General features: G+C 48.9%; 18 protein-coding genes and 1 pseudogene. 8 read left to right on the top strand and 11 right to left on the bottom strand.

Annotated elements, in window-relative coordinates:
• The first annotated feature begins 39 nt into the window (after positions 1 to 39).
• The 4 genes from AC2A1E_RS05840 (at position 40) to AC2A1E_RS05825 (ending at position 4,987) form a co-directional block, all read left to right on the top strand.
• Complete coding sequence (locus AC2A1E_RS05840) at positions 40 to 774, top strand: GntR family transcriptional regulator (protein WP_484382984.1); 735 nt, start codon at positions 40 to 42, stop codon at positions 772 to 774.
• Positions 775 to 862: 88 nt separating this feature from the next.
• The gene (locus AC2A1E_RS05835; protein WP_484382983.1) at positions 863 to 3,031 is read left to right on the top strand and encodes a YgiQ family radical SAM protein; all 2,169 of its coding nucleotides are present in this window, start codon (positions 863 to 865) and stop codon (positions 3,029 to 3,031) included.
• Positions 3,032 to 3,383: 352 nt separating this feature from the next.
• The gene (gene hipB, locus AC2A1E_RS05830; protein ID WP_484383019.1) at positions 3,384 to 3,653 is read left to right on the top strand and encodes a type II toxin-antitoxin system antitoxin HipB; all 270 of its coding nucleotides are present in this window, start codon (positions 3,384 to 3,386) and stop codon (positions 3,651 to 3,653) included.
• Positions 3,653 to 4,987, top strand: a complete 1,335-nt coding sequence (locus AC2A1E_RS05825) for a type II toxin-antitoxin system HipA family toxin (protein WP_484382982.1) — start codon at positions 3,653 to 3,655, stop codon at positions 4,985 to 4,987. The genes hipB and AC2A1E_RS05825 overlap by 1 nt, the downstream gene beginning before the upstream one ends.
• A 222-nt stretch (positions 4,988 to 5,209) precedes the next feature.
• Here AC2A1E_RS05825 and AC2A1E_RS05820 read toward each other — a convergent pair whose 3' ends face one another.
• The 4 genes from AC2A1E_RS05820 to AC2A1E_RS05805 form a co-directional block, all read right to left on the bottom strand.
• Positions 5,210 to 5,767 (bottom strand): hypothetical protein, encoded by a 558-nt coding sequence (locus tag AC2A1E_RS05820; RefSeq protein WP_484382981.1) that lies wholly within the window; start codon positions 5,765 to 5,767, stop codon positions 5,210 to 5,212.
• Between the two features lie 168 nt (positions 5,768 to 5,935).
• Positions 5,936 to 8,134 (bottom strand): S8 family peptidase, encoded by a 2,199-nt coding sequence (locus tag AC2A1E_RS05815; protein ID WP_484382980.1) that lies wholly within the window; start codon positions 8,132 to 8,134, stop codon positions 5,936 to 5,938.
• Positions 8,127 to 9,209, bottom strand: coding sequence for an AAA family ATPase (locus AC2A1E_RS05810; protein ID WP_484382979.1), 1,083 nt, complete (start codon positions 9,207 to 9,209; stop codon positions 8,127 to 8,129). The genes AC2A1E_RS05815 and AC2A1E_RS05810 overlap by 8 nt, the downstream gene beginning before the upstream one ends.
• 530 nt (positions 9,210 to 9,739) lie before the next feature.
• Positions 9,740 to 10,309, bottom strand: coding sequence for a hypothetical protein (locus tag AC2A1E_RS05805; RefSeq protein ID WP_484382978.1), 570 nt, complete (start codon positions 10,307 to 10,309; stop codon positions 9,740 to 9,742).
• Between the two features lie 168 nt (positions 10,310 to 10,477).
• On the opposite strand from AC2A1E_RS05805, the pseudogene AC2A1E_RS05800 reads away from it, so the two are divergent.
• A pseudogene (locus tag AC2A1E_RS05800) lies at positions 10,478 to 10,925 on the top strand (tyrosine-type recombinase/integrase); the annotation flags it as partial.
• Between the two features lie 346 nt (positions 10,926 to 11,271).
• Here AC2A1E_RS05800 and AC2A1E_RS05795 read toward each other — a convergent pair.
• Both AC2A1E_RS05795 and AC2A1E_RS05790 read right to left on the bottom strand, forming a co-directional pair.
• Positions 11,272 to 11,607, bottom strand: a complete 336-nt coding sequence (locus tag AC2A1E_RS05795) for a nuclear transport factor 2 family protein (protein ID WP_484382977.1) — start codon at positions 11,605 to 11,607, stop codon at positions 11,272 to 11,274.
• A gap of 366 nt (positions 11,608 to 11,973) precedes the next feature.
• A complete protein-coding gene (locus AC2A1E_RS05790) occupies positions 11,974 to 12,582 on the bottom strand; it encodes a transglycosylase SLT domain-containing protein (protein WP_484382976.1) in 609 nt (202 codons plus the stop codon).
• Between the two features lie 270 nt (positions 12,583 to 12,852).
• Between AC2A1E_RS05790 and AC2A1E_RS05785 the strand changes: the two genes are divergently transcribed.
• Complete coding sequence (locus tag AC2A1E_RS05785) at positions 12,853 to 13,149, top strand: type II toxin-antitoxin system RelE/ParE family toxin (RefSeq protein ID WP_484382975.1); 297 nt, start codon at positions 12,853 to 12,855, stop codon at positions 13,147 to 13,149.
• Positions 13,150 to 13,162: 13 nt separating this feature from the next.
• A complete protein-coding gene (locus AC2A1E_RS05780; RefSeq protein WP_459400012.1) occupies positions 13,163 to 13,468 on the top strand; it encodes a HigA family addiction module antitoxin in 306 nt (101 codons plus the stop codon).
• Between the two features lie 71 nt (positions 13,469 to 13,539).
• On the opposite strand, the gene dkgA is transcribed toward AC2A1E_RS05780, so the two are convergent.
• The 3 genes from dkgA to yqhD form a co-directional block, all read right to left on the bottom strand.
• A complete protein-coding gene (gene dkgA, locus AC2A1E_RS05775; RefSeq protein WP_484382974.1) occupies positions 13,540 to 14,355 on the bottom strand; it encodes a 2,5-didehydrogluconate reductase DkgA in 816 nt (271 codons plus the stop codon).
• Between the two features lie 78 nt (positions 14,356 to 14,433).
• On the bottom strand, positions 14,434 to 15,468 hold the full coding sequence (gene ahr, locus AC2A1E_RS05770) for an NADPH-dependent aldehyde reductase Ahr (RefSeq protein WP_484382973.1): 1,035 nt from the start codon (positions 15,466 to 15,468) through the stop codon (positions 14,434 to 14,436).
• Between the two features lie 139 nt (positions 15,469 to 15,607).
• Positions 15,608 to 16,771, bottom strand: a complete 1,164-nt coding sequence (yqhD, locus tag AC2A1E_RS05765; RefSeq protein ID WP_484382972.1) for an alcohol dehydrogenase — start codon at positions 16,769 to 16,771, stop codon at positions 15,608 to 15,610.
• Positions 16,772 to 16,964: 193 nt separating this feature from the next.
• Between yqhD and AC2A1E_RS05760 the strand changes: the two genes are divergently transcribed.
• On the top strand, positions 16,965 to 17,882 hold the full coding sequence (locus AC2A1E_RS05760) for an AraC family transcriptional regulator (RefSeq protein ID WP_484382971.1): 918 nt from the start codon (positions 16,965 to 16,967) through the stop codon (positions 17,880 to 17,882).
• Here the strand turns inward: AC2A1E_RS05760 and AC2A1E_RS05755 are convergent.
• Together AC2A1E_RS05755 and metC are read right to left on the bottom strand one after the other, a co-directional pair.
• The gene (locus AC2A1E_RS05755; RefSeq protein ID WP_484382970.1) at positions 17,879 to 18,547 is read right to left on the bottom strand and encodes a DedA family protein; all 669 of its coding nucleotides are present in this window, start codon (positions 18,545 to 18,547) and stop codon (positions 17,879 to 17,881) included. The genes AC2A1E_RS05760 and AC2A1E_RS05755 overlap by 4 nt on opposite strands.
• Before the next feature lie 175 nt (positions 18,548 to 18,722).
• A complete protein-coding gene (gene metC / locus AC2A1E_RS05750; protein ID WP_484382969.1) occupies positions 18,723 to 19,913 on the bottom strand; it encodes a cystathionine beta-lyase in 1,191 nt (396 codons plus the stop codon).
• Between the last annotated feature and the right edge of the window lie 13 nt (positions 19,914 to 19,926).

Raw genomic sequence — 19,926 nt, 5'->3', positions numbered from 1 at the left:
GAGGTTGGAAGAGGGGTACAGACAGCAGAGGCGGATCCAATGAGTGATTTTATTACCTGGCTGCGTCAACAGTTTTTGCAGGCTGCGGCGGCACCACGTTATATCCAGTTGGCCACAACGATTGAAGCGGCGATTAAACAGCATGTGCTGGCCGTCGGGGATTTTCTGCCGCCGGAACGCCTGATCGCTGAATCGCTGGACGTGTCACGCGTGACGGTCAGCAATGCCATGAAGTTGCTGGATGAAAAAGCGCTGATCTCGCGCCAGCAGGGTATCGGCACGCGGGTGGCGATGCATATCGGTTACTCCCTCAATCAGGATCACGGCTTTACCGCTCAGGTGCTGCGTAATGGCAGTAACGTCAGCAACCAGTGGTTGCTGCGTATCCGCATGGAGGCTCCTGCCGATGTGGCCAAAACGCTGGAAGTGGTCAATCACAGCGAAGTGATCAAGCTGCGCCGCCTGCGATTGGTCGATGGTAACCCGGTTTCACTGGAAACCACCTATATCCCACAGCGTTTTCTGCCCGATCCTGAAGTATTGGAGCATTCGCTTTATGCGCTGTGGCAGTCGCGCGGCATTGTGCCAGAAGGGCGGCATTTTCGCTTAAAGGCCATTGCCAGCACTGACGAGATCGCCGAGTTGCTCAACGTACACAGCGGTATGCCGCTGTTGCGGATTGTGCAGACCAGTCGCAATGCCCAAGGCGAGGTTCTTGAACTCAGCGAAACTCTGTGCCGCAGCGATGTGTATGAGTTTGAGGTCAATAGCTAATCAAACTGATAAATAACCATGCTCTTTTGGCAACGAGTGCGTATAATCGCCGCCCGGCGATAAATTAACCTGCACAAGAGTACCCGCAATGAGCACCACCAGCCTGATCCAACCCGAACGTGAATTGTTCTCCTATAAGCCCTATTGGGCGGAATGTTTTGGCCCTGCGCCGTTCTTACCGATGTCGCGAGAAGAAATGGACCAACTGGGTTGGGACAGCTGCGATGTGATCATTATCAGTGGCGACGCTTATGTTGATCACCCAAGTTTTGGCATGGCGATCATTGGCCGCATGCTGGAAGCGCAGGGGTTCCGCGTTGGGATCATTGCCCAGCCGGATTGGAACAGTAAAGACGACTTTATGCGCCTGGGCAAACCGAACCTGTTCTACGGTATTACCGCGGGCAACATGGATTCGATGATCAACCGCTACACTGCCGATCGCAAACTGCGCCATGACGATGCTTATACGGCGGGTAACGAAGGGGGCAAACGCCCGGATCGTGCCACGCTGGTGTACAGCCAACGCTGCAAAGAAGCTTATAAAGACGTGCCGATCGTGTTGGGCGGTATCGAAGCCAGCCTGCGCCGTATTGCGCACTATGATTACTGGTCGGATACCGTGCGCCGCTCGGTGCTGGTGGATTCCAAAGCCGATATCCTGATTTACGGCAACGGCGAGCGCCCGTTGGTGGAATTGGCGCACCGCCTGGCGGCAGGCGAAAATATTCAGGATATCCATGATATCCGCAACACTGCGGTGATGCGCAAGCAGCCGCTGCCGGGTTGGAGCGGGGTGGATTCCACCCGCCTGGATAAACCGGGCCGCATTGAGCCGATCCCTAATCCTTACGGTGAAGATTTGCCCTGTGCCGACGGCAGCGTGCCGGAGCCAGAGGCTAAACCGGTTGTTGTGCGTGCCGCCAAGCCCAAGCCGTGGGAAAAGACCTACGTGCTGCTGCCTTCCTTTGAAAAGGTGAAGGCGGACAAAGTGCTGTATGCCCACGCTTCGCGCATTCTGCACCACGAAACCAACCCCGGCTGTGCCCGTGCGCTGATGCAAAAGCATGGCGATCGCTACGTGTGGATCAACCCTCCGGCGATCCCACTGACCACGCCGGAAATGGACAGCGTTTTTGCCCTGCCTTACCAGCGTATCCCGCACCCTTCGTATGGTGAAGCGCGTATTCCAGCCTATGACATGATCCGCTTCTCGGTGAACATTATGCGCGGCTGCTACGGCGGCTGTTCGTTCTGCTCGATCACCGAGCATGAAGGGCGCATCATTCAGAGCCGTTCCGAAGACTCTATCGTGCGCGAGATCGAAGAGATCCGCGACAAAGTGCCGGGCTTTACCGGGGTGATTTCCGATCTGGGCGGCCCTACCGCCAACATGTATATGCTGCGCTGCACCAACCCGCGTGCGGAGCAGACCTGCCGCCGTGCGTCGTGCGTGTATCCAGAAATCTGTACTTACATGGATACCAACCACGAGCCGACCATCAAGCTCTACCGCCGCGCCCGTGAATTAACCGGTATCAAGAAGATCCTGATTGCCTCCGGCGTGCGTTACGATCTGGCGGTGGAAGATCCACGTTATATCAAAGAATTGGCAACCCATCACGTGGGCGGCTACCTGAAGATTGCACCTGAACATACCGAAGAAGGGCCATTATCGAAGATGATGAAGCCGGGTATGGGCAGCTACGATCGTTTCAAGCAACTGTTCGATCAGTATTCCAAGCAGGCGGGTAAAGAGCAGTACCTGATCCCTTACTTCATTTCTGCGCATCCAGGCACCAGCGATGAGGACATGGTGAACATGGCACTGTGGCTGAAGAAAAACCGTTTCCGCCTCGATCAGGTGCAGAACTTCTATCCTTCGCCAATGGCTAACTCCACCACCATGTATTACAGCGGTAAAAACCCGTTGGGCAAGGTGGGTTATAAGAGTGAAGACGTGTATATCCCGCGTGGCGATCGCCAGCGCCGCCTGCATAAGGCGTTGCTGCGCTATCACGATGCGGCCAACTGGCCGTTGATCCGCAGCGCGCTGGAAGAAATGGGCTTGAAACACCTGATCGGTAGCCGCCGTGAATGCCTGGTGCCAGCGCCAAGCCTTGACGAGCAGCGCGAGGCTAGACGCTTGCAGCGCAATACGCGCCCGGCGCTGACCAAGCATACCGATATCACCCGCCAGCGCACGCCATCGAACAAACCGCCAGTGCGTAAACCAACGCGTAGCGGCAAGGCGTAATATTCAGAGGGGGCTGGTGGCCTACAGCCCCCTTACTATGTATCTCCATATCGCGGTTGATCCGGGTGGGAGATAACGTAAATAAAAGAACTTCATCCCGCCTATTGAATCTTGAATCCACGATTTATCCTTTAGAGGGTATAAATCATAAATTATCCTTTAGTGCGGATAATGAGATTTTTATCCTTACAGGGAATACTCCAGTCATTGCCCTTTACGGTTCAGATTGACATTATCCTCACAAGGGTATAATAACCTTCATATCCCCATAAAGGGATAATTATGCTGAGTGCAGACCATACGGTTGGCTAATCACCACTGCACAAACGGTGGCTACCGAGGAGGCAATGTGATGAATCCACCCAAGATTTATAGTCCAGGCCAACTGGCAAACTATCTAAAACTTGTGCGGCAGAGAAACCATTGGACACAAAGTGATCTTGCAGCTCGGATTGGTATTAAACAGGCAACGATTTCTAACTTCGAAAACAACCCAGAAAAGACAACACTGACTACCTTGTTTAAAATATTGCAATCACTTGAAACGTCTATAGTTGTTTTCGAAAAGAATGATGTGACAACCACCTGTGAAAAGGATAGCCAACAGGATCTTGACTGGTAATGGCAAAACTTATTGCGTGGATGAACAACGAGCTGGTCGGTGAGCTAACGAAGCAGACAACCGGGGCGCATACGTTCAGATATGATGATAGCTGGATGCGGAATGTGCGTGCCAGACCCCTTTCATTATCGCTACCTTTGCAGTATGGAAACATTACATCTGACGCGGTGATTAATTACTTTGATAATCTGTTGCCAGACAGCCCGAAGGTTCGGGATCGTATTGTTAAAAGGTTTCAGGCCAAATCTAAGCAACCCTTTGATCTTCTTGCTGAGATAGGAAGAGATAGTGTGGGTGCGGTGACGTTACTTCTTCCAGGCCAGAGTGTTACCAACCAGGCATTAACTTGGGAACGGCTAGATGAAAAGAGACTGGAAACGTTACTGACAGCATACCAATCAGATATTCCGCTTGGCATGATTGATGAAGACGATGATTTTAGAATATCGGTTGCTGGTGCCCAGGAAAAAACGGCTCTGCTGAAGATCAATGCGGATTGGTGTATCCCGAGAGGGATTACGCCGACGACTCATATTATTAAACTGCCGATAGGTGAAATAAAGCAGCCTAATGCTACGCTGGATCTGCGTGAGAGTGTTGATAATGAGTATTTATGCTTAGCGTTGGCTCGTGAGCTGGGATTGGAGGTTCCTGATACAGAAATCATCAGAACTGAGGCAATCAGGGCTTTGGCCCTTGAACGGTTTGACCGTCGTTGGGCCGGGAGCGGATCGGTATTGCTTCGATTACCGCAAGAAGATCTTTGCCAAGTATTTGGTCTTCCCTCGTCAGCCAAGTATGAATCAGATGGGGGGCCAGGGATCCCCAGGATTATGGACTTTTTGCTCGGTTCCAGCGCTGCGTTAAAAGACCGATATGATTTTATGAAGTTTCAGGTTTTTCAATGGTTGCTTGGTGCAACAGATGGGCATGCGAAAAACTTCTCCATTTTTATCCAGGCTGGCGGTAGTTATAGATTAACCCCCTTCTACGATATTATTTCTGCATTTCCTGTGCTGGGTGGGCAAGGTCTGCATATGAGTGATCTTAAGTTAGCAATGAGCCTGAAAGCGAGCAAGGGAAGGAAAACCGAGGTTAATACTCTCTATCCCCGCCACTTTTTGGCGACGGCAAAAGAGGTGCACTTTCCTGAAGAGCAAATGATGGAGATCTTGCATTATTTTGCCGAAAACATTCCGAGAGCAATCGACGCTGTAACAAAATCCTTACCTAGCGATTTTTCAACACATGTTTATCGCTCAATAGTGACAAACTTGCAGAAACTCCACGGCAGGCTACAAAGGGGGCTTACTGATTATTCTGGCCCGGAGTAAGGCTGTTCTTCATTAGCTTGTCTTTCAGCTAAGTGCCAGAAGCGGAAGTCAGAGATTATCTGCCAACCGATAAGATGGCTGCCTAAGTCGTGGCGATTCAGTGTGTTTCATCTATCATTTAAAATCAAAATCGAAAGCAAGCCGTAAACATTCATTCAACCACAAGCCTACCAGAGGATGACCGGCATCACGACCCGGGAGCGTGCAACCCTATGGCAATCATCATATTTTTCCCTGAGAATTATTGAAGGAATCATAAAGATAAGATATATTGTAAATTGATCTATATCTTAGCTTGATCGTAAAGGCATTATTTTGGCCCCTTAATACTTTATAAAAATCTTCATACGTTTTTTTACACTGCGCTAATGAAGTCACTCCCGTGCCAAGTGTTAGAAGAATATTCATCTCATCCAGCGATACCGAATCTCCCTTCCTTGGATTCCCATAAGCAAAACAGTCTTTATTTAAACCAAAGAAATTAACGACCTGTATCAGGACATCTGAATTACTACCTTCAACTTGTCTTCCATCGAGAAAATATTCAATATTTTCAATATACCCTTTTCCCATGCCTGCGTTGTAAAGATAAAAACCATACTCATTCTTTCCCGGATCAATAGTTGGCACAAGTGTAATGTAAGGTTGAACTGAAACCTCATAATTATTTTTTTGTAGCCAGCCCATGTAAATTGAAAGTCCCAGCGCACAGAGCGCGATGATGGCACCGCATATCGATACAATCAGGCTAGTTATTGCAAGTCGACTACTACTTTCCATTTTTCTCTCCTTTGCACCAAGAGCGAAAGTTGATATCCCCGTCACACCTGCCCGCATTATAGGGCAGTTTTAATGCAAGTGCATCAAAGCCGCGCCAGTTCTGGCGTAGCTTTGACAAAACGCTAATTTTTTTGCTATGCACGAAAATACATTATTTTTACGATTGAATTAAGATCGCAGCCTAATTTGTTGTTTGATTTGAATTGGTTGTAAAGTTTGATAACGTTGACGAATATTATTATATAATTCAGGAGTATCTTTCGCTTTGAGTGAAACGATTAGAACATAAGCTAGTTCTGGTAAATCCTCAACTTCTACAGGCATACCGCAATCACGACCATAATAGATCACATCAAAACAAGGGTCTTTAAGAGTGTCTTTGTTGAACGTATGTTCACTTCTTAACGTGGTCTCCCACCGATGGGAGTCTTCACGAAGTTCTTCTTCTGTTGCATAAATATTTTTACTGTTAAATAGAGGGAAGGTTGCACCAATTTTGTCTTTTGGAGTTTTCCTCATTGTAACAACTAATCCGCTTTTGGTGTAGTTAACTGGGTGCTCGACATCAACCGGAGTAGTAAAACAGAATGTAGCTTTTAAATCGATACCCCCATTAACGGGAATATCAGGAAATGGAATGGAAGCCCGCAGATGCTGAGATGGTTTTAATTTACCTTGGTAAATAACCTTTACTTCATCGTCATCACAGTAAATAACATCAGCTAAGTTGTGAGGGAATCGTCCCCAGCCAACATGGCTACGTTCTGAACCGTTATTTTCTGCATGATGAATTAACAGTGCTTTAGCCGTAAGTGGAGTGATGTCATATTGCAAACTTGCAGCCAAGCCAATAGCTTGGCGTAAAACTAATGGCGAAGAGAAACTTGTCCCCGCAGTTTGTACTACTCCCCCTAAAAATGGACTATAAAGCTTAAATGGCTCTTCTTTTGACCCCCCAAATGCTATACCGTCAGGTTTAACAAATCCGGGGCTTCGCCCTGGGCCAATACAACTATAATCACTTTTCATCCATTTATCAGACAAAGAGTTAGCCGCACCAACAGCCAATGCGTTTACTAAGTCAGAAGGTGGTTGAATGCGATTTAATCCATCACCTAAGCAACCATCGTTACCAACAGCTACAGTACATAATGTTTTACCGGATGAGAGATATTGTTCTAATGTTGATGTCCACACATGTACATCATCGTCATCAACAGGGAATCTTGGTCCCAGACTCAGATTGATATAATCATAGTCCTCATCATCTAGAACAGATTTAATTCTTAACAAGACATCGAATAAATCTTCATCTTGTCCATCAATCGAATTGTCTAGAACACGATAGTGATCTATTTTTGTATAAGGAATGGGAAGTTCCTTCTGCCCTTCAACAATTGCACCAAACAATACCGTAGAGGTAACATCTTGACCATGTGAAAGTAGTTGTCCACTTGTCTTTGAATTTTGACTAAATGCGTATTCTTCTACCCATTGTTCAAAGTCAGTGTTACCTATCCCTCCATCAAATATAGCGACTTTAATATTATCATTAATCGCTTTCTCCGTAGGTAATTTTAATTCATTATTTTCAGTTAATGTGCGTGTAAAAACGGGGTTGTTAATTCTCAGACTAGGTAAGTCACGAATAGCCCTTAAAAATGAGAATTCTGCGACCATTGTGGCTTCGTGAGCATTGGCAATAATCGGCATGAACGTCAACCCATTCATGTTTATTATTTTATTTTCATTAATGGTTGCGCCGCATGATAATGCGTAATTAATAAAGCTACGTAAAACATCTTTATTACTCTCTGGGGTGTGCAGTGCAACTTCAAGCTTTCTCGTGTTCTGCGATGGCTCAATGGTTTTTATCTTATCATTCGAATCAAAGAATGAAATAGCTTCGAAAGTAATGATTTCTTTCTTTTCGCCCTTGTTCAAACGATCGCTATTTAAGGCATTATAAAGAGCTAAAAAGTTTTTAACTTTCCCAGATACATAAATACAAGCGCTAGAAAATTCATCCTTAGGTTTGCCTCGCCCCTCAACTATTTTCCGTGGTTTTACTTTTACTGATTTGCTACCCACGCTATGCAAAGCAAATTTTTTAAAAAGTAAGACTGGGAAATATGATTTTGCTAAAAATGCAGGATGCAGCGTGATCTTCGCAACAGCCTCGCCATTTGGCATAACCTCATCAGGAAGTGCATCCATACTCTTTAACACGCCCTGTAGTTCACGCATTATTACGGGGGCGTTCTCTTCGTATGTATATGGCTTATTTTTAGGGCCATTACCTTTTTTAACTTTAACCTCACCAGTCAAAGTTTCGCCGTAACCCAATAACATGTTTTTATTATTCATCACTCAATCCTTCTGCATCAATTATTTTTTTAATCAGCGGTCTTGAGATAGCAAGCTCAGCGGATATTTGCCTCTGCGATAGCCCCTTTTCATTCATTGACCTAATTAAATCCGCGATGGGTTTACCCTCAAAAACTTCTTCCATGACAGCTTTATTAACGGGTATGTTCTCCAGAACAGAGTTGCGCTTAGCTTGGTTAATTGAACGTTCAATAATGGCAAAAGACTTACCAACCAAACTTTCGCTAATATACATTGCCAACCCAGGCGGTAAATCGCTCCTAAGCAAAAATTCTTTTATAAGACCTTGTGATGGATAGTCAAAACTGATTACTCGATCAAAACGTCTCCACACGGCAGGGTCTAATAACTCTCCATGGTTAGTAGCTGCAACTAAAATTGAAGTAGCAGGCCATTCATCAATGGCTTGCAATAATACAGTTACTAATCTTTTTAGCTCCCCTACATCGGAAGAATCATCTCTCTTTTTCGCGATTGAATCAAATTCATCCAATAACAAAACACACGGGAAAGAGCGAGCATAATCTAACACCGCTCGTATATTGTTCCCTGTTTTTCCAAGGAAACTGCTCATAACACTTGCAAGATCTAATGTCAAAAGCGGTAAATTCATTTTTTCTGCAAGCCATTTAGCAGCGAGCGTTTTCCCCACTCCAGGCGGGCCATCCATTAATAGTGATTTAGAAGGTAACAACCCTTTCTCGATAAGCTGATCCCTTTTATCCCATTCAGCCGCAAAACGGTTGAGTGAGGTAGAAATGTGCTCAGGCCAAAGAGGAGTAACTGTCAATCTGACTGGGTAAGTCTCAACCAATAATTTTTGCCTTGTATCTGCATCAACAGGCGCTGGTTGTCGGTTTGCCGTAGCTCCCCGCATTACGTTGACAGAATCGGCATTTCTCAAAAGTGCATCACTAAGCTCAGACGCCAGCTCCGGAGAGTCTTTCTTAAGTTTCTTTATCATGATGCGTAAACGCATTTCGAGATTTTCACGCTTTCCCTGTAATGCATCATTCATCACTTCTACAAATAAATCTTTAGTGATGTTAATCATAAAAAACCACTCCAAAGGAAAATCAAACCAAAACTCACTGAATGATATACCATCCTGTCCATTTATCCAGTAAAATTACCAGATAAGGGAGGAATATTTACCAGGAAATGGCTTTTTATGACCACTCGCACTCTCTCTGGAAATGCAATCCCATTCAGTTTGGCGGGGTAAGCGAAGCACCTATCGCCTGGCACACTTTAGCCCCGCGAGCTAACACCTTAAGCTCCCAGAGTTGCGGAGTAATCCCCTACTGAGATAGCTCAAAACGAATGCGGGGTATTTGGTAGCATTTATGACCACGAATGCATCGTGATGTTAGTAATGCTTCCGTTAGTTGTGAGGATCATTGCTGATGCCCGCTCCTCGCTCCGAGTTCCTATACGCCAACTTCCGCTTTTCGCTCGAAGCTGCCATAGCAAGGTGTTCGGGCAGCTATGAGCGATGAGCAGGTGTTGGCTATCATTCATTTTCACAGGTGCAAAAAAAAGATAATGATCTAAGTAATTGTAATATATTAATATTTTTTTCATTTAAATATAAATAAATTCGTATTTTACAATGTAAGTTCCAATTTTATTTACACGAGCTGTTACCCATACTCCTGTCATTCCTTGCTTACGATGGCTGCGCAGAAATTCTTTGTTTGTACAAAGCTGTATCCATCTGGTGGTGTTCTGATCTTTTAACCAGATACCTGCTTCACAATGCCCATGCTTACCTCTCGATGGCCCTGGAAAGACAACCTCATATTCAGATTCATAGCCAATTATTTTGTCTGGGAAGAGATAAACATAGACATCGTAACAGTTTAAGCTCAATACAAATCCCAGGCAAAAACCGCCAAAAAATGCATTACAAAGATACTTTAATGTTTTGTTAAAAGTGCGAAGATAAAAAGCGCGTATAAAAGAGAAGCTTCCAATCAATGCGCCAAAAGAAATATACGTTATCCATTCAGGTACCGATTTTTGTAAAATGGTATTATGGGAGATACTTGATGCCCACAACATATACCAGAACCATCCACCCATAATGATGCATATCACGGCTGTAATGGACCATTTCTTATATTTATTTTCGAAATAATAACTTTTATTCATGATTATATTTTTGTATGTATCAAAAGATGATAATAGCCTTGCCGTGCACGGCTATTTTAACTTATTAATCTGAGCATGCCATCTTTTTCGACTTGATTTTTAAACGTCCGCTTCACGCTCTTTAGGGACAACCATACTCAGATCTCCGATATTGCAGGAGATTTGAGTATGAACACATCACCCTGGAACAAAGATTGTACCATCGGCCAAAAAAGACCGCTTCAGATATCTCATATCTGGGGAATCAGAATCAGACTTGAACTGGAAGGTAAAATACGCGATCTGGCTCTGTTCAACATGGCTTTGGACAGCAAGCTGCGTGGCTGTGATCTGGTTAAACTAAAAGTGTCAGATGTTTCATATGGTAATTCTGTTTCAAGCAGAGCGACGGTGCTGCAACAGAAGACCGGTGACCCTGTTCAGTTCGAGTTAACTAAAGGGACGAGAGAATTTGTTGCCGCATTGATAAAGCTGGGCAAGCTGCACAATAAAGACTATTTATTCCAATCACGCGTCGGTTCTTGCCAACATATATCAACTCGGTAATACAACAGAATTTTTCATGAGTGGATAGCAAAGCTTGGTCTCGAAGATTCGCTTTACAGCACATATTCCATCACATTCATCGCCAGTAAGTCTCTCAATAACCTCAATTGCGTTAGGGTCACCATGCCAGGCCATGCAATTTAAACAATCTCCTCCACAATCAAGATTGAGAGTTTCTGGTATTTTGCTCATTGGCTGACCGCAGGTCAGGCAGTTGTTAGTTTCCACTGGGAGGACATCCTGTTTTTTCAAATCAAACTGCTCAGTGTTACCTAACATACCACAATGTAAAGCTGCCTCGCTCGAATCCGTCATAGGGCTGCTATGAGCGTGAGGCGGACCTGTCATAGCTCTAACCTACTGGGATATAATGCGTTTTAACCTGATCCTTATTGAGTTCTCGGTAAAAATTTTAGTTACGGGAAGTAGAACCATGCTGTTGAAATGAGATCATTTTTAACTTCGAAAACTGCTACGCTCTCCAAAGGGTCAGGAGACAAGCCATATATCAATTCGTGGTCGAAAACTTTATCACCCAGTACGATTCTGGAAATAAGCTCTGCTCTAAGTTTCGGATTGTTAAAACGATTGTTAACGTAAAATTCACGTAATGATTCTTTTCCTGTGGTTGAAGGGCTTTCGGTTGGCATCCGATATCCTTTAAACTCATCTGAAAAACAAGATAGGAACGCTTCAATATCACGAGCATTATATGCTTCAAACTGTGCTTTAACGAGCGACTCTGCCGACATGTTAACATCCTTAAAGTGAATATTAATGCAATTTTATAGCATATAAACCAAAAAAAAGTAAGTGCAAGCCAAAGCTCAATCTGCATTCAACCCCGTCCGCTTTTGGCTCAGGCAGCTGTGTGAAAACTCTGACCAAAACTGAAGTACGCACGCCTATGCAAAATCTGAAGTTGAACGACTGCTTAGTAGAGTTAAATTTTACATACAAGCGCGGTTTTCAGCTCTGTTTTTGGCCGCTTATGCGATCAAAAACGTTTTCACACAGCCTAGGCCCTTAACCGCCTGACAGATTCAGCAACGACTTATCCAATTTATGGATTTTCCCAGTAGTTCAAGCTTATCAAACTGTAGAGACAGCCCTTTCTGCTACAAACCCCCATACGCCGCTTCGACCTTGGCCATATAGTGCGGTGCCTGCGGTGAAGGATGGTGCTGGCGCACGTGCCAGTTAAAGGCTTCTGGGGACAGGTTGTTGATCATGCTGACCGCTTTTTGACGATCGCTGGAGAAAGTACGCAGCAGGGCACCTGCGCCGTTGACGTAGGCCACTTCGGTGGCATAGCGCAGCGTGACCGGATTATCGATGCCGCTGAGTTGGCGCTGTAGCGAGGCCAGATAGGCAGTGCCGAGATCGATATTGATTTGCGGATCCCGCAGGTCATCGTCATCCGGGCAACCGCTCTTGCCTTTGAAACGGTAAGCATCGCAGCCAGCGGTACTGGCCTTGAGCTGCATCAGACCGATGGCGTTGGATTTGCTCACAGCGCCAGGGTTAAAGCTCGATTCCACCTGAATCATCGCGGTAATGAGCTTCTTGTCGACACCGTATTGCGCCGCAGCCTCTTCAATCGCGCTTTGATAGGAGCGTGGCTCGTAGTGATAGCTGCTGCGGGGCTTTTCGCCCGCACAGCCTGCCAGAAGCAGCACCAGGCTTATCATAATCAGGCGAGACTGAGCTAAGAGGGTGAGTTTCATGGTGCTCCATGCGGTTGTTTCAGTGGGTGCGTTGAGACAGCATGATAACGTCAGTGTAGTGCAATAAAAACGGTTAAACATGTTTGCCAGTGTAACCCGTGATGCCAAACAGGCAGAAATTAGAGATTCGCTAGAGTGGCCAATATTCTTTCAATAGACCTATTTCTTCATTAAATGTTCCATTTGTGACTCATTTTGTGCCAAAATGGATACATAAAGTGCCTTTTAGGATACAATGACGCTTATCAACGGATACTGTCAGGTGTACCAATGATAGGAAGTTTCAGGGATGGAGAACCCGGCATATTATGCAGGTTTTACCAATACAATGAGCGGAGCGGGATGATTCCTGCAAGTATTGAAAGCCAATTACGACGAAAGCTCAGTATGTTGGCGGCAGCAAGCACTGAACGGTCATTGTTTCAGCCGCGTAGTAATAATTATGAGCGACTTTCGGGCAACTTGGAAGGCTGGTCAAGTATACGGGTGAACATTCAGTGGCGGCTTATATTCCGCTGGCGAGACGGTGCGGCCTACGATGTCTATCTGGATCCACATAAATACTAATGGGGGGGATAATATGGACACGATTACTGCCGAGCCTACTACTGTAGGTGAAATGTTGAACGAAGAGTTCCTGAAGCCATTAAATATTACCCAGCAACAATTAGCTGATGCGATGAAATTATCACGTAAGGTCATTGGGCAAATTGTCAACAATACACGCCGCCTCAGCGTAGAAGAGGCGAGCAAATTGGCAGCACTGTTTGAACTTGATGATGACTTCTGGATTAACCTACAGGCTGCACACGATCGTTGGGAAGCCCACAACCTGATCGCCCTGCACCGCTACCCACCGATTAATACTCTCCTTGCTGCGGGTTGATGCAAATCTGCACTGAACTGAAAAGGGCCGACTTTATATCGGCCCTTGCAGAGATACACCTCAGACTGACATTACAGTGACTCGGGATCTGGCCCCAGGCGGTTGCCGACGTCCAGTGTGGCGATCTCGCTCAGTTCGTCTTTATCCAGTTTGAAATCAAACACCTCAAAGTTTTCACGGATACGTGCAGGAGTGACCGATTTCGGGATCACCACCAGGCCGCTGTCCAGGTGCCAGCGCACCACGATCTGCGCCGGAGTCTTGCCGTATTTCTCGGCCAATCGCTTGATGATGGGCTGATCGAAAACGCCTTCACCACCCTGCGCCAGCGGGCTCCAGGATTCTGTGACGATGTGGTGCGTGGCGTTCCAGGCGCGCAGTTGCCGCTGTTGCAGCATCGGGTGCAGTTCGATCTGGTTGATCACCGGTGCGGTGTTGGTTTCATCCAGCAGGCGTTGCAGGTGTGGCATGTGGAAGTTACATACCCCGATGCTTTTTGCCAGCCCTTGTTCACGCAGCTTGATCAGGCCGCGCCAGGCGTCGACATACTGATCCTGCTCTGGTTTTGGCCAGTGGATCAGATACAGATCGACATAGTCCAGCTTCAGCTTTTTCAAGCTGGTTTCCAATGCTGCTTGCGGATCGCCCTGATCGTCGTTCCACAGTTTGGTGGTGATAAACAGCTCACTGCGCGGGATCGAGGTGGATTGCAGCGCGTCGCCAACCCCTTCCTCGTTTTTGTAGATCGCAGCAGTATCAATGGAGCGATAGCCGACTTCCAGCGCCTTGGTGACCGCATGGGTGGCTTCTGCAATACTTGCCTGCCAAACGCCGAGACCCAACTGCGGCATCAGATTACCATCGTGGAGTTTGATGATGGGTTGCATGCGTTGTCTCCTTAAATAACAACTTCCAAGACAAGATTAATTTTAGTTGGCAACCCCAGGCATTGCTGAGATTACCGTCTAAGCGTGCATATCCAGTACGATACGATAACGTGCTTTACCTGTTTCCAGATGCACCATAGCATCGTTTACTTTGCTGAGTGGGAAATGTTCCACCTGCGGCTCAATGCCATGCCGGGCGCAGAACGCCAACATATCCGCCAACCGCGAAGGAGCACCGGTTGGGGAAGCAGAAAGCTCCGCCTGTTTGCTGATAAACGCGAACACCTGAACGGGTACCGGATCAGGCACTGCGCCGACGAAGTGCAGGCGGCCTTTGGGTGCCAGCGTGCCGAGGAACGCATTCCAGTCCAGCGAAGCGCTGGCGGTGACCAGAATAAAATCGAGCTGGTTGGCAATGGCTTTCAAGGCTGCGCTGTCATTACTGGCGATAACCCGGTGCGCACCCAGCGCCAGGGCTTCGTCACGTTTGCTGTTAGATGAGGTAAAGGCGGTGACTTCACAGCCCCAGGCGTGCATAAAGCGGATTGCCATATGCCCCAAACCGCCGATGCCTACCACGCCAACGCGTTGGGTCGGGCGTACATTGTACTGCAACAGCGGGTTGAAAACGGTGATCCCACCGCAGAATAGCGGCCCGGCGCTGGTGATATCGACCCCTTCCGGCAGCGGAATGGCCCAGGCCCAGTGGCTGCGGATGCGATCGGCAAAGCCGCCGTGGCGGCCAATAATGGTCGGTTGCACCTTATGGCATAAATGCTGATCGCCAGACATGCAAGGGTGGCAGTGCATACAGCTGCCGCGATTCCAGCCGACGCCCACCGCCTGGCCGACTTTCAGCCCTTTGTTCTGCGCGTGTACCCCGAGTTTGACCACTTTTCCGACCACTTCATGCCCTGGAACGAACGGATAGCGGGTGATGCCCCATTCGTTATTCAGCATCGATAAATCGGAGTGGCAGACGCCGCAGTAGTCGATCGCCACCTCGATATCATCATCGCCTAACTCTCCGGCGTCGAAACTGAAAGGCTCAAGGGGCTTTCCCTTACCGGGGGAAGCCCAGGCATGGATGGTATTGTCGGATTGGTTCGCCATAATATTCTCCCATTGGTTAACGAGACGATGTCATGCGATGCGATCGAAAGCGCAGTTGCAGCGCAAAACTGTGCCCGGTGATCGGCCGGGCACAGAGAAGGTCAGAGATTAAAGCCTAGCAGGAAACTGTGATGTGTGTTTAACGTGCAGCCTGATAAATCCGCTGGCTGACTTCCAGCGTGATGTCCTGGTGTTCACCCAGCGCGGTCATACCGTGCTGATGCAGCTTGTCGATCAGCGCCGGAATTGAACTGCCATCGAGCTGGTAATCAGACAGACGGGTCGGCACGCCCATTTTTTCAAAGAAGGTGCGGGTAGCGGCGATAGCGGCATCAATACGGCTGTCTTCAGAGCCGTCGCGCAGGCCCCAGACGCGCTCGGCGTATTGCAACAGCTTGGCGCGTTTCTGCGCCTTTTTCTCCACCAGCAGCGCTGGCAGTACAACGGCCAGGGTTTGCGCGTGATCCAGACCGTGCATAGCGGTCAGTTCGTGGCCGAGCATATGGGTTGCCCAGTCCTGCGGCACACCGGCACCGATCAGCCCGTTCAGCGCCATAGTGGCGCTCCACATCACATTGGCACGCACCGCGTAGTTTTCCGGCTCAGCTAATGCGCGCGGGCCATCTTCCAGCAGCGTCAGCAGCAGGCCTTCGGCGAAGCGATCCTGCACTTTGGCATCGACCGGGTAAGTCAGGTACTGCTCAAGGGTATGCACAAACGCATCTACTACGCCGTTGGCGATCTGGCGTGGCGGCAGCGAGTAGGTTACTACCGGATCCAGTACGGCAAACAGGGGTTGCACATGTGGCGAGAAGAAGTGCTGCTTATCGCCGCTGCTTTTGCGGGTGATCACGGCACCGCTGTTGGATTCAGAACCGGTGGCTGGCAGGGTCAGTACACAGCCCATTGGCACCGCGCTGGCCACATCGCTGCCTACGGTCTTCAGGATATGCCACGGATCTTGATCGGCAGTGTAGTGGGCTGCTGCGGCGATAAACTTGGTGCCATCAACCACCGAACCACCGCCGACCGCCAGCAGGAAGTCGATATTTTCTGCCCGGACGATCTCTACCGCTTTCATCAGCGTTTCATAGGTCGGGTTCGGCTCAATGCCGGAGAACTCCTGCACGTTGCGGCCCGCCAGTGCGGAGTAAACCTGATCCAGCACGCCATTTTTCTTCACGCTGCCACCACCGTAGGTGATCAGGATGCGGGCTTCTGCCGGGATCTGTTTAGCCAACTCGGCGATCTGGCCTTTGCCAAACAGGATTTTGGTCGGGGTATGGAGAATAAAGTTATGCATGATCGATTTCTCTCGGGTATCAGGGTAGCGCCAAAGGCGCAAAAATAACTGGAGTGTATTGTCAGTAACTTAGCCCTGCTACACAATGCACATTCCTATCGATGTCTTGCCTATTTCTACTGAATGCTGTAGAAAAAAACCTGTTTTTTACTATTATCTGTGCTGGATTGTTCTGGGTGCAAGAGGGGTTTCCATGACTGAACTTGATGAGCTGCGCAGCCGCATGGCGCGCCAGGCAATGCGTTTTGCCAGTGTGAAAGGTTACAGCCCTTCGCCAGTGCCCAAGGTGAATATCCTGTACGTCAATGAGTATTGCCCGCGTCAGCCGGTGATGTACGAGCCCGGTATTGTGATCATCTTTCAGGGGCATAAGGTGGGCTACTGTGGCAACAAGGTGTTCCAGTACGATCCGCGCAATTATCTGCTGATGACGGTGCCGCTGCCGTTTGAATGCGAAACTTTCGCCAGCCTGGATCAGCCGCTAGTGGGCCTGGCGGTGAATATTGATATCCAAATGTTGCAGGATCTGCTGATCGACATTGGTGACGATGATTACCTGATGAAACCGCGCGTCGAAAGCAGCGGCGTCAATCTTTCACCGCTGACGGACGAAATGCTGTGCGCCACCGAACGCCTGCTGGACGTGATGGAAAAACCGCTCGATGCCCGCGTCTTGGGGCCGCAGATTGTGCGCGAGTTGTTGTATTACGTGCTGCGCGGCAGTTGCGGCGCGTCGTTGCAGGAGTTGGTCAACCGCCATACTCACTTCAGCCAGATTGCCAAAGCGCTGCGGCGGATTGAAAGCCAGTACGCCGATAACCTCAACGTCGAGCAGTTGGCCAACGAGGTGAATATGAGTATTTCGGCGTTCCACCATAACTTTAAAGCAGTAACCAATACGTCACCGTTGCAGTATGTGAAATCCTATCGCCTGCACAAAGCGCGGTTGCTGATGGTGCATGATGGGCTGAAAGCCAGCACGGCGGCGATCCGCGTGGGTTATGAAAGTGCTTCCCAGTTCAGCCGTGAGTTTAAGCGCCTGTTTGGCATTACGCCGAGCGATGAACTCGCCCGGCTGCGGGACAACAACGTGATAATGATGCAGGGTTAAGCGCTAGCGCGGCTCGCGCGCTTCTTGCGCCAAATCACCAACATCGCACCGAGCAGGCCGAAGACCAGCAGTGCGACGGGTAGGATCATCAACCCGGCCATCACCTGATCTTCATGGCGTTTCACCAGCGGGATCTGGCTGAAGGCGTAACCCAGGGTGATCACGGAACCGACCCAAAGCAGGCCACTCAACCAGTTAAAGATCTGAAAGCGTGTATTGCTCAGGCCGGAGATCCCCGCCATGGTCGGCAATAGCGTGCGGACGAACGCCAGAAAGCGCCCAATCAGCAGGGCCATCAGGCCGTGGCGGTTAAAAAGGACGTGGGCTCGTTGATGATATTGCAGCGGTAGCTGTAGCAGCCAGCCTTTTACCAGCGAAGTATGGCCTAACCATCGTCCTTGCAGATAACTCAGCCAGCAACCCAGGCTGGCGGCAACGGTCAGGATAATCAGGGCGGGGAGAAACCCCATTACGCCTTTGGCTATCAGTGCCCCGGCCAATAACAGCAGGCTGTCACCCGGCAGGAAGGAGGCGGGCAGTAATCCGTTTTCTAAAAACAGGGTGGCGAAAAGTACCAGGTAAACGACCCAAACCACGCCGGGCTCAGCCAAGGCAGCAAAGTCGTGCGTCCAAAGTGCGTGAACAATCTCTCTTAATACATCCATTTCTTGTCCTGTGGTGCCTGATCTGATTTTTTGCGGGCTACCATGCTTTAATCATGCTCAATTGTGTGCTGAGTGTACCGCTATTCGCTTAAGTGGACATTAAACAGAACGTAGAAATGTGCTACGAAGGGTAAAACGCGTAAAAAAAGGGCGGCAGAGTTGCCGCCCGCTAACGTTACGAGGCGATGCGTTTAAAACCGGCGGCCAGATCGTCGATCAGGTCCTGCACGTTTTCCAGCCCGATATGCAGACGCACCAGCGTGCCGGAGAAATCAACACCTCCCGCTGGGCGAATGGCCGCCAACTCTTCCGGCTGATTGGCCAGGATCAGCGACTCATAACCGCCCCAGGAATAGGCCATGCTGAAGTGGCTGAAGTTGTCGAGATAGTCGGCCAGTTGTCGATCGCTCAACCGCTGTTTCAGCACAAAGGAGAACAGGCCGTTGCAGCCGCTGAAATCACGGCGATAGAATTCATGGCCTTTACAGCTTGGCAGGGCCGGGTGATTGACCACCGCCACTTCTGGCCGCTGCGCCAGCCACTGTGCCACCGCGATGCTGCTCTGTTCATGCTGTTTCAACCGCACGTTCAGCGTGCGCAGGCCGCGGCTGGCCATGTAGGCGGTATCGGCGTCGACCATCTGGCCCATCAGATAGGAATATTCACGCAACTGATCCCAGCAGCGGGCATTGGCCACCGCCGTGCCGAGCATATAGTCGGAATGACCAATGATGTATTTGGTACCGGCCTGAATCGAAATATCGATGTCAAACTCCAACGCTTTGAACAGCACGCCAGCCGCCCAGGTATTGTCGATCATAATGACAATTTCCGGGTTCACGGCGCGGATGGCGCTGACGATTGCCGGAATGTCCTGCACTTCCATGGTGATAGAGCCGGGGGATTCGAGAAACACCACCTTGGTGTTGCTCTGGATCAGGTCGGCGATCCCGCTACCGATCAGTGGATCAAAATAGGTGGTGGCCACATTCATACGGCCAAGGATATGGGTGCAGAAATCCTGCGTGGGCTCATAAGCAGAACCGGTTACCAGCAGATGATCGCCCGCACCGACGAAAGACAGAATGGCATTCGCTACCGCAGCGGCCCCACACGGATACAGCACGCAGCCCGCGCCGCCTTCCAGTTCGGTCATCGCGTCCTGAAAGGCAAAATGGGTGAGCGTGCCGCGTCGCCCGTAAAACAGTTCACCTTGGGCACGTTTGGCGGTGGCATGCTTTTTGGCGGCAACCGATTCAAACACCAGTGAAGACGCGCGTTGGGTGACCGGGTTAACGGAGCCCTGCGTATAGCGTTTGCTGCGTCCGGCCACGATCAGCGCGGTTTCGATATTTTTTGACGTCATGCTTGATTTCCCT

It is taken from the genome of Serratia sp. HNCC26DJ206, assembly GCF_057180605.1.
The sequence above is the reverse complement of the archived record's forward strand: the minus strand, read 5'-3'. Positions and strand labels throughout refer to the sequence as shown.

Excerpts from the sequence above, each read along its gene's own strand:
- AC2A1E_RS05840 (WP_484382984.1), top strand. The coding sequence starts at position 40 with ATGAGTGATTTTATTACCTGGCTGCGTCAACAGTTTTTGCAGGCTGCG.
- AC2A1E_RS05835 (WP_484382983.1), top strand. The coding sequence starts at position 863 with ATGAGCACCACCAGCCTGATCCAACCCGAACGTGAATTGTTCTCCTAT.
- hipB (WP_484383019.1), top strand. The coding sequence starts at position 3,384 with ATGAATCCACCCAAGATTTATAGTCCAGGCCAACTGGCAAACTATCTA.
- AC2A1E_RS05825 (WP_484382982.1), top strand. The coding sequence starts at position 3,653 with ATGGCAAAACTTATTGCGTGGATGAACAACGAGCTGGTCGGTGAGCTA.
- AC2A1E_RS05820 (WP_484382981.1), bottom strand. The coding sequence starts at position 5,767 with ATGGAAAGTAGTAGTCGACTTGCAATAACTAGCCTGATTGTATCGATA.
- AC2A1E_RS05815 (WP_484382980.1), bottom strand. The coding sequence starts at position 8,134 with ATGAATAATAAAAACATGTTATTGGGTTACGGCGAAACTTTGACTGGT.
- AC2A1E_RS05810 (WP_484382979.1), bottom strand. The coding sequence starts at position 9,209 with ATGATTAACATCACTAAAGATTTATTTGTAGAAGTGATGAATGATGCA.
- AC2A1E_RS05805 (WP_484382978.1), bottom strand. The coding sequence starts at position 10,309 with ATGAATAAAAGTTATTATTTCGAAAATAAATATAAGAAATGGTCCATT.
- AC2A1E_RS05795 (WP_484382977.1), bottom strand. The coding sequence starts at position 11,607 with ATGTCGGCAGAGTCGCTCGTTAAAGCACAGTTTGAAGCATATAATGCT.
- AC2A1E_RS05790 (WP_484382976.1), bottom strand. The coding sequence starts at position 12,582 with ATGAAACTCACCCTCTTAGCTCAGTCTCGCCTGATTATGATAAGCCTG.
- AC2A1E_RS05785 (WP_484382975.1), top strand. The coding sequence starts at position 12,853 with ATGATAGGAAGTTTCAGGGATGGAGAACCCGGCATATTATGCAGGTTT.
- AC2A1E_RS05780 (WP_459400012.1), top strand. The coding sequence starts at position 13,163 with ATGGACACGATTACTGCCGAGCCTACTACTGTAGGTGAAATGTTGAAC.
- dkgA (WP_484382974.1), bottom strand. The coding sequence starts at position 14,355 with ATGCAACCCATCATCAAACTCCACGATGGTAATCTGATGCCGCAGTTG.
- ahr (WP_484382973.1), bottom strand. The coding sequence starts at position 15,468 with ATGGCGAACCAATCCGACAATACCATCCATGCCTGGGCTTCCCCCGGT.
- yqhD (WP_484382972.1), bottom strand. The coding sequence starts at position 16,771 with ATGCATAACTTTATTCTCCATACCCCGACCAAAATCCTGTTTGGCAAA.
- AC2A1E_RS05760 (WP_484382971.1), top strand. The coding sequence starts at position 16,965 with ATGACTGAACTTGATGAGCTGCGCAGCCGCATGGCGCGCCAGGCAATG.
- AC2A1E_RS05755 (WP_484382970.1), bottom strand. The coding sequence starts at position 18,547 with ATGGATGTATTAAGAGAGATTGTTCACGCACTTTGGACGCACGACTTT.
- metC (WP_484382969.1), bottom strand. The coding sequence starts at position 19,913 with ATGACGTCAAAAAATATCGAAACCGCGCTGATCGTGGCCGGACGCAGC.